Raw genomic sequence first — 12,633 nt, 5'->3', positions numbered from 1 at the left:
GCCCCGGGCTCTTTCGTGGGTCGCCTACAGATCGGTCGCGATGATCCGTTCGATGTTGCGTTCGGCGAGCGCGGTGATGGTGACGAACGGGTTCACGCTGGTGTTGCCGGGGATCAGCGCGCCGTCGATGACGTACAGGCCGGGGTAGCCGTGCAGCCGGCCGTAGTTGTCGGTGGCCTTGTCCAGGACCGCACCGCCCAGCGGGTGGTAGGTGAGGTGGTCGCCCCAGATCTTGTACACACCGAAGAGGTCCGTGCGGTAGATCGTCCCCTCCTTCTGGTTGATCTTGTCGAAGATGGTCTTCGCGGCGTCGATGGACGGCTGCTTCCACGCCGTCTGCCAGTTCAGTTCGGCCTTGCCCGCCGCCGCGTTCCAGGTGAACTGCGCCCGGTTGGGGTTCTTGGTGATCGAGAGGTAGAAGGAGGCCCAGGTCTCGATGCCGGTGGGCAGCGGAGCGACTTCGGCGAACGCTCCGCCGGCGTCCCAGTTGTCGATGCCGCCGGTCGGGATGGACGACTGCACCTTCCCCGTCGGATCCCAGAGGTGGTTGGCCCGGCCGCACATGACGTTGCCGTTGTCGCCCCAGCCCTTGCCGATCTCGTTGTTGAGGAGGGGCAGAGCGCCGGTGGCCTTGAGGCCGACGAGCAGTTTGCTGGTGCCGACGCTGCCCGCGGCGAAGAACACCTTGTCCGCCGTCACGGTCTTGGTGACGGTGGTCCGGCCGCCGGTGTCCAGCTGGTCGATGAGCACGGTGTAGCCGCCGCCGGGGGCCGGGGTGACGGTGGTGACCTTGTGGAGCGGGGAGATGGTGACCCGGCCGGTGGCCCTGATCCGGTCGATGTAGGTCTTCTGGAGGGACTTCTTGCCGTAGTTGTTGCCGTAGAGGATCTCCGCGTCCAGGGCCGACCTCGGTACAGTTCCGGCCGCCTCCTGCTTCATGTAGTCCCAGTCGTACACAGCGGGCACGAAGAGGAACGGGAAGCCGGAGCGCTGCGCGTGTTTTCGGCCGACCCGGGCGTACTGGTAGCAGTCGACGGTGTCGAACCAGGCGGGATCGATGGTGGTGACGCCCAGCCCGCTGTTGGCGCGCGGGTAGTAGGTGCCGTACATCTCCTCGGCGTTCACCGTCGGGAGGATCGCGCCGAAGTTCTCCCGGCGCGGGGTGACGGCCATGCCGCCGTTGACCAGGGACCCGCCCCCGACGCCACGGCCCTGATAGACCGTGATGCCGCCGAACTCCTCGGCGTCCAGGATGCCGGTGTAGCGGTTGACGTCCTTGTCGATCGGGAAGCCGAGGAAGTTGCTCAGCGGCTGCTTGGTCCGGGTCCGCAGCCAGAAGGAGCGGTCGTCCGGTCTGGTGGTGTTGGCGAAGATCTTGCCGTCCGCGCCCGGGGTGTCCCAGGCCATGCCCATCTCGACCATGTGGACGTCCGTACCGGCCTGGGCGAGCCGGAGGGCGGCGACGGAGCCGCCGTATCCGGTGCCGATGACCAGGACCGGCACATGGGCCCCGGAGCCGATCGGCGCCGCTGCCGCCCTCCGGCTCGCCCACACCGGGGCGGTGGTCCCGGCCAGCGCCGCGACCCCCAGAAGAGAACCTGTTCCAGTGATGAATCTTCGACGCGAGACGCCCTTGGCCCCGCTGTCCTGCATGGTAGTGTCACTCATGTGACATCCCTCACTCTCGACAGAGTGCAACAGGTTCTACTGTCGATCGCGTGGTAAGTCACTAGAAACTTGGGGGTAACTTCCCGGTGCCGCCCGGCACGAGGACCGGCATGCCGAGGAGGCCCCGGACCGTGTGGTCCGGGGCCTCCTCGGGGTCGGGCGCGAAGGATCAGTAGGCGCCGAAGACGTTGTCGATCGAGCCGTAGCGGTCCGCGGCGTAGTTGCACGCGGCCGTGATGTTGGCGACCGGGTCGTAGCTGTCGGTCGAGGTGCCGGGCACGTGGTAGGCCTGGAAGGTCGGGTCGATGACCTGGAGCAGACCCTTGGACGGGGTGCCCTTGACCGCGTTGGAGTCCCAGTTGTTGATCGCGGCCGGGTTGCCCGAGGACTCGCGCATGATGTTGCGGTGGATGCCCTCGTAGGTGCCGGGGATGCCGTGCTGGGCCATGACCGCGAGCGATTCCTTGATCCAGCCGTCGAGGTCGTTGCTGTACGTGACGGCCTTCTCGGCGGCCGGAGCGACCTTCGCCACCGGGGCGATGTTCGTACGCTCCGAACGGTCGGCGCGGTCCGCCGAAGCACCGCGTGCGGTGGCGGTGGAAGCCTTGGAGGACTTGGTGTCCGACGGGGCGGCGGCCTTGTTTCCGAGCGTCAGCTTGATACCCGGGTGAATAAGATCGGGATTCTCTCCGACGATCTTCCGGTTGCCTTCGTACAGCTTCTTCCAGCCGCCGCTGACGGAATGCTCGCGAGCGATCTTGGAAAGAGTTTCGCCGGCCACCACGGAATGCTGGGCGGGCGCGGCCTTCACGGCGGAATTCGCCTGGGCGGCCACCGCGGCGGGGGCCACGGCCTGCGGCGCGGCGGTGGGGGCGGGGGCCGCGAAGGCGCTGGTGGCGCCGATCACGGGGAGCGCGAGAACGGCTCCGCCGGTGGTCACGGCGGCGAGGCCGCGACGCAGCGAGGTGGACTGGGGACGGCGGTGCTTACCCTTTGCGGGCATGGGGGTTTTCCTCTCCGGCGCCTGCGAGGTGAGCTGTCGGGTTCAGACGGGAGATGTCTGGCCGCACGGTCGTGCGACTTCACCCCAAGCCGTTCCGGTTACGGTTCGGCGACTTACCTGGGTCCCCCGCTCCTGCCGTACGTGAGTGGGTTTCGGATTCCCGGACGGCGGCAGGATTCGGCGTTCCATCCGGATTGACGGTGACCGTAGGCGAGAAACGCGGGACAGAACAAGCCCCGCATTCCGGATTCCCTTTTCTCCGCAAGATCGAATGGCGGAATTCCCGGATCGGGCCGCACCGTCACGGCGTCAACTTTCTTCGCACAGAAGGGAACCGATGCCTCCGCTTCTGCGTCCGTCCCCTCGGACGTGACGCTCACCACTCGCTTGCGGCAATGGCGAAAACCGACCCAGCCAAATGCACCAAAAAGCCTGGAAACCCCTTTACGGATAGACAGAGCAAAAGAACCAAATCGACCATATGGGCATAACGAAACGGGCCAATCGGACACTCTGGGTGGGGGCGGTCGAAGGGCCCGCGCGGCGATCGCTTACGGTGTGGGGTGGAGACTAGTAAGCCAACCCTTACCTCCGACGTACGCTGTACCTGCCCGCGTTCGCCCGCCCCGAAGGATCACCACGCCATGACACGCCCCGTCCGCGTCGCCATTGTCGGAGCCGGCCCCGCCGGTATCTACGCTGCGGACGCGCTGCTCAAATCCGAGGTCTGCCAGGACCCGGGGGTCTCGATCGACCTCTTCGAGCGCATGCCCGCGCCCTTCGGCCTGATCCGTTATGGCGTGGCCCCCGACCACCCGCGCATCAAGGGCATCGTCAAGGCCCTGCACCAGGTGCTGGACAAGCCCCAGATCCGGCTCTTCGGCAACGTCAGCTACCCGCACGACATCGGCCTGGACGACCTGCGGTCCTTCTACGACGCGGTGATCTTCTCCACCGGCGCCGAGGCCGACCGGGCGCTCGACATCCCCGGCATCCAGCTGGACGGCTCCTACGGCGCCGCCGAGTTCGTCTCCTGGTACGACGGGCACCCCGAGGTCCCGCGCACCTGGCCGCTCACCGCGGAGAAGGTCGCCGTGCTCGGCGTCGGGAACGTGGCCCTGGACGTGGCCCGGGTCCTGGCCAAGACGGCGGACGAGCTGCTGCCCACCGAGATCCCGGACAACGTGTACCAGGGCCTCAAGCAGAACAAGGCGCTGGAGGTGCATGTGTTCGGGCGGCGTGGCCCGGCGCAGGCCAAGTTCAGCCCGATGGAGCTGCGGGAGCTGGACCACTCCCCCAACATCGAGGTCATCGTCAACCCCGAGGACATCGAGTACGACGAGGGCTCCATCGCCACCCGCCGGGAGAACAAGCAGGCCAACATGGTCGCGCAGACCCTGGAGAACTGGGCGATCCGTGACGTCGGCGACCGCCCGCACAAGCTGTTCCTGCACTTCTTCGAGTCCCCGGTCGAGATCCTCGGCGAGGACGGCAAGGTCACCGCGCTGCGCACCGAGCGCACCGAGCTGGACGGCACCGGCAATGTCCGGGGCACCGGCCAGTTCACCGACTGGGACATGCAGAGCGTCTACCGCGCCGTCGGCTACTACTCCGAGGAGCTGCCCAAGCTCCCCTTCGACGTGGCCTCCGGCACCGTCCCGCACGAGGCGGGCCGGGTCATCGCCGGTGACGAGCACATGGCCTCGGTCTACGTCACGGGCTGGATCAAGCGCGGTCCGATCGGTCTGATCGGGCACACCAAGGGCGACGCCAACGAGACGGTCGCCTGCGTCCTGGAGGACCGCGCCGCCGGCCGCCTGCCCGAGCCGGCCGCGCCCGCACCGGAGGCCGTCGAGGCCTTCCTGGAGGGCCGCGGCGTCCGCTACACGACGTGGGAGGGCTGGCACAAGCTGGACGCCCACGAGCAGGCGCTGGGCGCGGCCCAGGGCCGTGAGCGGATCAAGGTCGTGGAGCGCGAGGGCATGCTGGAGGCCTCCGAGGCCTTCGTGCCGGCCGAGCGCCCCGCCGACGCCTGATCAAACGCGTCCGAACGCCTTCTAGGGGGCCGGGTCCGGGGCTGCGGAGTGCCCCGGACCCGGCCCCCGGAACGTGCGCCACAGGTCCGGTCCGAAGGTCCGCTCCGCCTGGGGCTCGCGCACCGTCGGAGTCTCGGCCCACCGGGCGGCGAGCAGCAGCGCGATGTCGTCGGGGCGGTCGGTGGCCGCTCGGGCCTCTCCGATGACCCGGTCGGCCGTCTCGGCCAGCGAGACCGCGCCGATGTGCTCGATGCCGGCGCGCAACCGCTCGATGCCCTCGTCGATGTCCGTGCCGGGGCGCTCGATCAGACCGTCCGTGAAGAGGGCGAGCATCGCGCCCGGGTCGAGCCGCATCTCCGTGACCGGGTAGGCCGCGTGCCCGTCGATCCCGAGCACGATGCCGCCGGGCAGGTCCAGCACTTCCGTCCGGCCGTCGGGCCGCCGCAGCACGGGCTGCGGATGCCCCGCCCGTACGGCGCGGGCCACGCCGGTCGCCGGGTCGAGGGCGATGTAGCAGCAGCTGGCGAACTGCCCCGGGTCCAGGTCGATGAGCAGCCGGTTGGTACCGCTGATCACTTCCTGGGGGTCGTAGTTGTTGAGGGCGAACGCCCGTACCGCACTGCGCAGTTGCCCCATCGTCGCGGCGGCGGCGACCCCGTGGCCCTGTACGTCGCCGATCACCAGGGCGAGTTCACGGCCGGTCTCGATGACGTCGTACCAGTCGCCGCCCACGTCCATGCCCTGGGTGCCGGAGAGATAGCGGCCCAGGGTGTCGACGCCGTCGACCTCCGGCAGCCGGTGCGGCAGCAGGGCGTCCTGGAGTCCGCGGGCGAGCGCCGCCTCGCTGTCGTAGCGCTGGGCCCGTTGCAGGGCCTGGGCGATGAGACCGGCCAGTGCCGTCAGGACCGTACGCTCCTCCGGGCTGAAGCCGCGCGGCCGGTCGAAGCCGAGGATGCAGGAGCCGACGGGCCGACCCGAGGCGATCAGGGGCAGGAACGCCCGCGCCCCGACGTCCGCGTCGATCGGGATGCCCGGATAGGCCTCGGCCAGGCGCTGCATGGACTCGAAGAAGATCGGGCGGCCCGTGGTCAGGGTCTCCACGCCGGGAATGCTGACGTCGAGCCCGACCCCGTCGAAACGGTCGAGGAACCCCTTCGGGAACCCCGTCTCCCAGGCCAGATGGAGATGACGCTCGTTCAGCAGGTAGATGGCCAGCTGACGGCCGCCGAACGCGGGCAGCAGCTCCTCGGTGACCACCGCGGAGACCTGACGGGCCGTGACCGCCTCGGTCAGCGCGATGGCGAGGGCCACCGGGCGGTACAGCGCGGAGGAACGGTCGGCGGTCGAGCCGATGCCCAGCCCCGGCGAGGTCACGGAGCCGGGGGTGTAGGCCGGCTGGTCCGTCGCCTGGAGGACGACGCTCACCCCGTCGTGGCCCGGGTACAGGGACACCGACAGCCAGCGTGAGGGCGGGCGCTGGGCGAGGAAGTGGACGGGCTCGTCGGCGATCAGGGCGGCCCGGTAGTGGTCCTCGTAGGCCTCGTGCCCGAACCACGGCAGGGCCCGCCACACCACATGCCCGATCAGCTCCGCCCGGGAGTGGCCGAGCAGCTCCTCGGCGAGGCCGTTGGCGTACGTGATCCGCCCCAGCCGGTCCAGGGAGAGGATGCCCCGGGGCAGCCGGTCGGCGGCCTCCGGCACGACGGGGCCCGCGCCCAGGTCGACCAGGAAGCCGGTCAGATGGCTGGAGGAGTCGTCGCCGTGCGGATGGGTCCAGCGGCCGGACAGCTCCAGCAGATGGGACCGGCCGTCGGGACCGCGCAGCCGCATCCGGCGGACGACCGGTTCGGCCGACTCCACCGTCTGCCGGGCCAGGGCCCACAGCCCGTAGACGTCCTCCGGTACCAGCTGTCCGGCGAGCGCGTCGACGGTGCCCGGGAAGGCGACGGGCGCGAACCCGAGGATCCCGCACAGGTCGTCGTCGGCGGCGACCCGCCCGGAGTGCAGATCCCAGTCGAAGCGGCCGACCCGTACCGGGGGCGCGGTGGCGGCGGGCAGTTGCACGGGAACCGGTTCCGCCTCCCATACGCAGTCGACGCCTCGCCGCTCCAGATCGGTGAGCGCGTCCCCGAGCCGGTGACCGAGGCGGTGCAGCCGGTCGCCGTCGGCGGGCGCGACGGGCTTGCCGGGGGTGGAGGCCCGCAGGACGGCCAGCACGCCCAGGCTCCCCCGGGGCCCGGTGATCGGCACCCACAGCGAACCGAACGGGAACGGCAGCCCGGCCATCAGCTGGGGGAACCGGCGCATCGCCTCCTCGGCGTCGCCGAGCAGCACCGGCCGCCCGGTGCGGTAGGCCTCGGACACCGGGAACGGGCGGTTCACGTGCATCCGCCACCAGGGGCGGAAGAGCGGGCCCGGCAGTCCGGCGAGCACCGCGAGCCGCAGCAGCCCGGAGGTCCCGCTGCGCAGGTAGACGCCGCCCGCGTAGCCGTCGCTCGACTCGACGGCGCTGACGAGGGCCTGCGCGAGGACGAGCGACAGCTCGTCGGGCGCTCGGTCACCGTCGTATCCCCCGGCCGCGGTCCCGTTTCCGGCGGGCGGGGGATGCCGGGGCGTCTCGTGCCGGGTCACACAGCCAGCATGCTCCCGATCCGGGGTACCCCGCACCTCCGGCGACCGGCCACTCCCCTGTGGCGGCCGGTCGCGGAGGCGGGATCAGTACAGCTTGGCGACGGCGGTACGGGTCGTCTTCTTGAACCCCGCCAGCGGCGCGCCGTCCAGCTCGCCCAGCTGCCCCCACTCGACGACGGTCACCGTGCGGCCGTCGCGGCCCACGGAGTAGAGCCCGATGTCGGTGGAGCCGACCTCCGGGTGGGACGTGTCGATGCTGTAGACGTGCGCGCCCTCCTCGACATTGATCCGGCCCTGGTAGAACGCCTCCCCCTCCAGGCCGGGGTCCTGCTCCTTCAGCCGGTCGAGGCAGGTCTCCAGGGCGCTGCGCAGCTCGGCGGCGAGCGTCTTGGCCTTGGCGGTGGTGGCGGCGACCGTGATGGTCTGGCGGGCGTTGGTGTCCAGCTCCGTGCGGAAGTCCCGGTGGCGGGTGCCGGCCGCCGGGGCGATCCCGGCCGTGCACACGGACCCATCCTCGGGCAGCCCCTGGCGTACCGGGTCGGCGGTCCAGGGGGTGAGGGAGGCGGGCAGCTGGCCCGCGCCGAGGAACTTCGGCGCGGGAGCCGGGGCCGCGGCGGCGGGCAGCTGGGCCAGGGCGGTGACGGCCAGGCTCGCGGCCGCGGCGGCCAGGAGTGCGGTACGGAGGGTGCGCATGGTCGGGTTCCCCGTTTCGGGTGGTGCGGTCGGTTGGTTCGTACGGCCCCGTACGGCGTCGTTCCGCTTCGTACGGGGCCCGGTGAGGAGCCGTACGGCGGTGGTACGGGAACGGGCTCCAGCCTGGGCCGCCGCCCTGGAGCCGGACAAGTACGACACGGCTTCCCGCCGGGCTGGAACCGTCCCACCCCCGGTGACGTGGGTGTTCTCGAAGGGCTGGAACGTCTGGAACGGCGGCGGGGGAGGTCGAGCGGGTTGGGTGACGCCGAGGGTGCCGCACGGGCGGCGTTGGCGGAGCGGCTGAACGCGCTGCGGGAGGGCTCGGGCCGGACGTACGCGTCGCTGGCCCGCCGCATCGGGGTCAGCGGCTCGACGCTGCACCGGTACTGCACGGGGCGGACGGTGCCCGCGGAGTTCGCCCCCGTGGAGCGTCTGGCCCGCTGGTGCGGCGCACCGGCCGAGGAACGGGAGGCGCTGCACCGGCTGTGGCTCCTGGCCGACGGGGAACGCCTCGACCGGCAGGGGGCGGTGGGGGCTGAGCCTGTGGGAGACGTGGCGGGGGCTGAGCCGGTGGAGAGCGTGGATGTGGGGGACGTGGCGGTGGGCGCGGAGCCCGTCGGCGAGGCCGCGTCCGGGGCTTCCGGGCCGACCCCCGGCTCGTCCGTGGCGCCCAGCCGGTCCGGGGCATCCGGGCCGTCCGGCGAGGCAGAGCCGTCCGATGCCGCTGGTCCGTCCGTGGTTCACGGGCCGTCCGTGGTTCCCGGGCCGTCCGCCGTCTCCGGGGAGGCCGCCGCGAAGGGGAGCGGGCCGGTCGTCCGGTGGCCGGGGCTCCGGTCGCGGCGGGCGCGTCGGTACGGGCAGGGCGTCGGCGTCCTCGCCGCCGCGGTCCTCGTCCTCGCCCTGGTCGCGGCCTTCGGCGGGACCGGCCTCCCGGGTCAGGACCGGCGGACGTCGGTGGCCCAGCAACCGGGCGGGCCCCCGGTCGACACTCCGGCGCCCTCTCCGTCCGGCTCCCGCACGCCCGGGAAACCGCGGGCCACACCGAGCGTGACGCCGGGCGGAACGCCGTCCGGCAGCCCCCGGCCGACCGTGCCGCCCGGCGTCGGGCCGCGCAGCGAGGCGCTCCCCGGACCGTCCGGTCCCTCGCCGGGTCCGGAGGCCGGGCGGGCGCCGTTCACCTGGACCGGTGACGACCACGTCTGGAAGAACGGCTGCGACCACTCCTACCTCCTAGACCGCGCGCCCGCCGCCGTACCGCCGCCCCCGATGCAGGCCGACGCGTCGTCCTGGGCGGGAGCGCTCGGCGCGGTGCACGCGGGTGAGACCGGTGTCCGGATCACCCTGCAGGGCCGGGACGAGCGGGCCGTGGTGCTGGAGTCCCTGCGGATCCGGGTCGTGGAGCGCCGGGCGGCGGCGAAGGGCCGGGTCTTCCGGATGAGCTCCGGCTGCGGCGGGTCCCTCACGCCGAGGATGTTCGACGTCGATCTCGATGTACCCCGCCCCGTCGCCCGCTCGGTCGCGGGCAACGACTCCGGCGAGCCCATCGAGGCGCTCGCCTTCCCGTACAGCGTCTCGGCCACCGACCCCGAGGTCCTCCTGATCACCGGTCGTACGGTCGGCTGCGACTGCGCCTGGATCGGGGAGCTGACCTGGAGCAGCGGCGGCCGGTCCGGCACGGTGCGCATCGACGACGACGGGCGGCCGTTCCGTACGAGCGGGGTGCGGGGGCTGCCCGTCCTGGACTACGACACGGCCACCGGCCGCTGGGTGCCGGCGGAGGGCGCCGACGAGGAGGAGGCCGCGTCCTGAAAGGCGTACGGGGGCGGTTGCGCCCATGCTGGTGGGGCGGGCGGCGCGCCCGGCGGACCGGAGCCGGCCGCGGACGCCCCGGTGGAGGTGCCGATGGATCCCGTCACCGCCCTGCGGCGGATCGCCTTCCTGCTGGAACGTTCGCAGGCCGCCACCTATCGGGTGAAGGCCTTCCGTACGGCAGCCGCCGCCGTGGACGCGATGGCCCCAGGTGAGGCGGCCGAGCGGGTGGCCGCGAAGTCCCTGGAGCGGGTCGCCGGGATCGGGCCCCGCACGGCCGAGGTGATCCGTGAGGCGCTGGCCGGGCGGACGCCCGGATATCTGGACCGGCTGGAGAAGGAAGCCGCGGCGCGGCCGCCCGCCGAGGGCGGCCAGGAGCTCTACGGGCGGCTGACGGGCGACTGCCATCTGCACTCGGACTGGTCGGACGGGGGCAGCCCGATCGAGGAGATGGGCCGGACCGCCGCGGAGCTGGGGCACGCGTGGGCCGTCCTCACCGACCACTCGCCCCGGCTGACCGTGGCACGCGGCCTGTCGCCGGAACGGCTGCGGGAGCAGCTCGCGGTGGTGGCCCGGCTCAACGAGGAGTGGGCGCCGTTCCGGCTGCTGACGGGGATCGAGTGCGACATCCTCCCGGACGGTTCGCTCGACCAGGAGGACGAGCTGCTGGCCCGCCTCGATGTGGTGGTGGTCTCCGTCCACTCCAAGCTGCGGATGGACCCGGCGCCGATGACCCGGCGGTTGGAGGCGGCGGTGCGCCATCCACGGGCGAACGTGCTCGGCCACTGCACGGGCCGGCTGCTGGCCGGGCGGGGCAGGCCGGAGTCGCGGTTCGACGCGGACCGGGTCTTCGCGGCCTGCGCCGAGGCGGGCACGGCGGTGGAGATCAACTGCCGTCCGGAGCGGCAGGACCCGCCCCTGCGGCTGCTGCGTACGGCCGTGGCGGCGGGGACGCTCTTCGCGATCGACACGGACGCGCACGCCCCGGGGCAGCTGGACTGGCAGCGGTCGGGGTGCGCCCGGGCCGAGGAGTGCGGGGTACCGGCGGACCGGGTGGTGACGACCTGGAGCGCGGAACGGCTCCTGGAGTGGGCCGCCTGACCCGCGCCCCTCGACGCCGGGCACCGCACACGCCCGCCCGCCCGCGCGCCGGAAGCGATGCGCTCCTCCGGAAACGGACGGGCGGGCGGACAGGGAGAGGGACAGAGACGGGGACAGAGACGGGGACAGAGCAGGCAGCCAGGCAGACCGTCAGGCGGTTTTCGGCGGGGCTACTTCTCGGGGTAGATGTCCCCGGCCGCCATGGCGCTCTGCTGCTCGCTCCGGTCCCGGATCGTGCGGGACTTCTTCTCCAGCCGCTCACGCTCGTGCGGGTCGCTCGCGCGCTCCGCGGCCTCGGCGAGCTGCTGGGCCTTCTCACGCATCTGCCGAGCCAGGTCGGCGGGTTCGTCCGAACCGCTCATCACCACATCACTCCTTGGTCGCTGGAGACCTCCAGGGCGTGTCACCAGCGAACCAGCGACCGGCCGCCTCCGCATCCCGCGCGGGCGGTCAGTCCGGCTGTCGGCCCAGCCGCCGCTGGAGCGCCCGCAGCCGGGGGTGGCGCGCGTGCGCCTCGGCCGAGCGGCGGTCCAGCTCCTCGCCGAGGCGCTTGGTGCGCTCCTCGATGTCGAGTTCGGCCAGCACCCGGTCGATCTCGGCGAGCAGAGCGCCGTGCAGCTGCCACTGGCGCGGGTGCTCCTGGACGTCCTCCAGCAGCAGGTCGGCCACCTGGTCGCGGGTGGCGCGGCTGCGGACGAGCGCGTCGGCGAGCCGTTCCTCCGCCGCCTCCGCGTCGGCGGCCAGCTGGGTCGTGACCAGGACGGCGAAGCTCTCGATCGCCTCGGCGAGCCGGCCGAAGAGTTCCCGGAGCAGTTCCGTCACATCGGCCGGGAACAGCGACTCCTCGGTACGGGCCTTCGCCAGGTCCGTGAGAGTGCGGGACAGGACGCGCAGGACGACGGCGCAGATCTCCAGCGTGTCGAGTCCGGTGCGCAGGACGACCCGGTGGAGCAGCCCTTGTCTCACCCTGGGGTTGAGGGTGAGACTTTCCTCCGCCTGTCGCAGCGAGGCGTCGACCTCCACGATGTCGTGGTCGAGCCTGCGGGCCTCGTGGAGCCGGGCGGCGGCCCGGGACACGGGGTGGTTGCCCACCACCTCCTCGCCCATGCTGCGCAGCATCGTGCCCATCCGGGCGGCCAGCGACTCGATGGAGGAGCCGGCCGAGCCGACCCAGACGGGCGGGGCGAGCAGCAGATTGAACAGGAGCCCCACGACGGCGCCGATCAGCGTCTCCCACACCCGGTCCCAGGCGGTGTCGGCGACCTGCGAGACGCCGAGGACCAGCATCGCGCTGATCGCCACCTCGGGCACGAACTCGTTGACCCGGACCAGCCGCCCGATCAGCAGCGAGGTGAAGATCGTGAGGCCGAGGCTCCACCAGCTCAGGCCCACCAGCGAGCTGAAGGCGATGGCGATGAGGACGCCGACGATGACCGAGTTCACCCTGCGGATGCCGGTCGTGAGAGTCGCGTAGAGCGTCACCTGGACGACCAGGAGCGCGGTGAGGGGTGCGGTCAGCGGGGCCGGTTCGGGCAGGAACCAGACGGCCACGGAGTAGGCGATGACGGCGGCCGCCGTCGAGCGCAGCGTCTGCACCCCGGCGGGTTCGGTGGTGCGCTGCACGAGTTTGACGACGGGGGCGGAGACTCGGGGCATGCCCTGACGGTGCCCCGAATCGCCTCGCCGCAGCGC

General features: G+C 72.1%; 9 protein-coding genes and 1 riboswitch. Of the genes, 3 read left to right on the top strand and 6 right to left on the bottom strand.

Features of this window, described 5'->3' with window-relative positions; translation table 11 throughout:
• Positions 1-24: 24 nt before the first annotated feature.
• Together ACSMXR_RS34785 and ACSMXR_RS34780 are read right to left on the bottom strand one after the other, a co-directional pair.
• Positions 25-1,668, bottom strand: coding sequence for a GMC oxidoreductase (locus ACSMXR_RS34785; RefSeq protein ID WP_473170753.1), 1,644 nt, complete (start codon positions 1,666-1,668; stop codon positions 25-27).
• A 169-nt stretch (positions 1,669-1,837) separates the two neighbouring features.
• Positions 1,838-2,671, bottom strand: a complete 834-nt coding sequence (locus ACSMXR_RS34780) for a transglycosylase SLT domain-containing protein (protein ID WP_473170752.1) — start codon at positions 2,669-2,671, stop codon at positions 1,838-1,840.
• A 5-nt stretch (positions 2,672-2,676) separates the two neighbouring features.
• Positions 2,677-2,831: riboswitch (cyclic di-AMP (ydaO/yuaA leader) on the bottom strand.
• Between the two features lie 484 nt (positions 2,832-3,315).
• On the opposite strand from ACSMXR_RS34780, the gene ACSMXR_RS34775 reads away from it, so the two are divergent.
• Positions 3,316-4,707, top strand: a complete 1,392-nt coding sequence (locus ACSMXR_RS34775) for an FAD-dependent oxidoreductase (protein ID WP_218523673.1) — start codon at positions 3,316-3,318, stop codon at positions 4,705-4,707.
• Between the two features lie 21 nt (positions 4,708-4,728).
• Here ACSMXR_RS34775 and ACSMXR_RS34770 read toward each other — a convergent pair whose 3' ends face one another.
• Together ACSMXR_RS34770 and ACSMXR_RS34765 are read right to left on the bottom strand one after the other, a co-directional pair.
• On the bottom strand, positions 4,729-7,338 hold the full coding sequence (locus ACSMXR_RS34770; RefSeq protein ID WP_473170751.1) for a PP2C family protein-serine/threonine phosphatase: 2,610 nt from the start codon (positions 7,336-7,338) through the stop codon (positions 4,729-4,731).
• A gap of 84 nt (positions 7,339-7,422) precedes the next feature.
• The gene (locus ACSMXR_RS34765) at positions 7,423-8,031 is read right to left on the bottom strand and encodes a hypothetical protein (protein ID WP_473170750.1); all 609 of its coding nucleotides are present in this window, start codon (positions 8,029-8,031) and stop codon (positions 7,423-7,425) included.
• 255 nt (positions 8,032-8,286) lie between these two features.
• Here ACSMXR_RS34765 and ACSMXR_RS34760 point away from each other — a divergent pair, with 255 nt between their 5' ends.
• Together ACSMXR_RS34760 and ACSMXR_RS34755 are read left to right on the top strand one after the other, a co-directional pair.
• Positions 8,287-9,840 (top strand): helix-turn-helix domain-containing protein, encoded by a 1,554-nt coding sequence (locus tag ACSMXR_RS34760; protein WP_473170749.1) that lies wholly within the window; start codon positions 8,287-8,289, stop codon positions 9,838-9,840.
• A 93-nt stretch (positions 9,841-9,933) separates the two neighbouring features.
• Entirely contained in the window at positions 9,934-10,941 is a 1,008-nt protein-coding gene (locus ACSMXR_RS34755; RefSeq protein ID WP_473170748.1) for a PHP domain-containing protein, read from the top strand.
• 170 nt (positions 10,942-11,111) lie between these two features.
• Here the strand turns inward: ACSMXR_RS34755 and ACSMXR_RS34750 are convergent, their stop codons facing one another.
• Complete coding sequence (locus tag ACSMXR_RS34750; RefSeq protein WP_030081958.1) at positions 11,112-11,303, bottom strand: DUF6381 family protein; 192 nt, start codon at positions 11,301-11,303, stop codon at positions 11,112-11,114.
• Positions 11,304-11,391: 88 nt separating this feature from the next.
• Positions 11,392-12,597 carry an FUSC family protein gene (locus ACSMXR_RS34745; protein ID WP_218523690.1) on the bottom strand — a complete coding sequence of 402 codons (1,206 nt, stop codon included), beginning with the start codon at positions 12,595-12,597 and terminating at the stop codon, positions 11,392-11,394.
• Between the last annotated feature and the right edge of the window lie 36 nt (positions 12,598-12,633).

This window comes from Streptomyces sp. DSM 106670 (genome assembly GCF_055792845.1).
Note: the sequence above shows the minus strand (reverse complement) of the source record. Positions and strands in the feature narration are given on the sequence as shown.

Coding starts and splice junctions, on each gene's coding strand:
- ACSMXR_RS34750 (WP_030081958.1), bottom strand. CDS start 11,303: ATGAGCGGTTCGGACGAACCCGCCGACCTGGCTCGGCAGATGCGTGAG.
- ACSMXR_RS34755 (WP_473170748.1), top strand. CDS start 9,934: ATGGATCCCGTCACCGCCCTGCGGCGGATCGCCTTCCTGCTGGAACGT.
- ACSMXR_RS34765 (WP_473170750.1), bottom strand. CDS start 8,031: ATGCGCACCCTCCGTACCGCACTCCTGGCCGCCGCGGCCGCGAGCCTG.
- ACSMXR_RS34775 (WP_218523673.1), top strand. CDS start 3,316: ATGACACGCCCCGTCCGCGTCGCCATTGTCGGAGCCGGCCCCGCCGGT.
- ACSMXR_RS34780 (WP_473170752.1), bottom strand. CDS start 2,671: ATGCCCGCAAAGGGTAAGCACCGCCGTCCCCAGTCCACCTCGCTGCGT.
- ACSMXR_RS34745 (WP_218523690.1), bottom strand. CDS start 12,597: ATGCCCCGAGTCTCCGCCCCCGTCGTCAAACTCGTGCAGCGCACCACC.
- ACSMXR_RS34785 (WP_473170753.1), bottom strand. CDS start 1,668: ATGAGTGACACTACCATGCAGGACAGCGGGGCCAAGGGCGTCTCGCGT.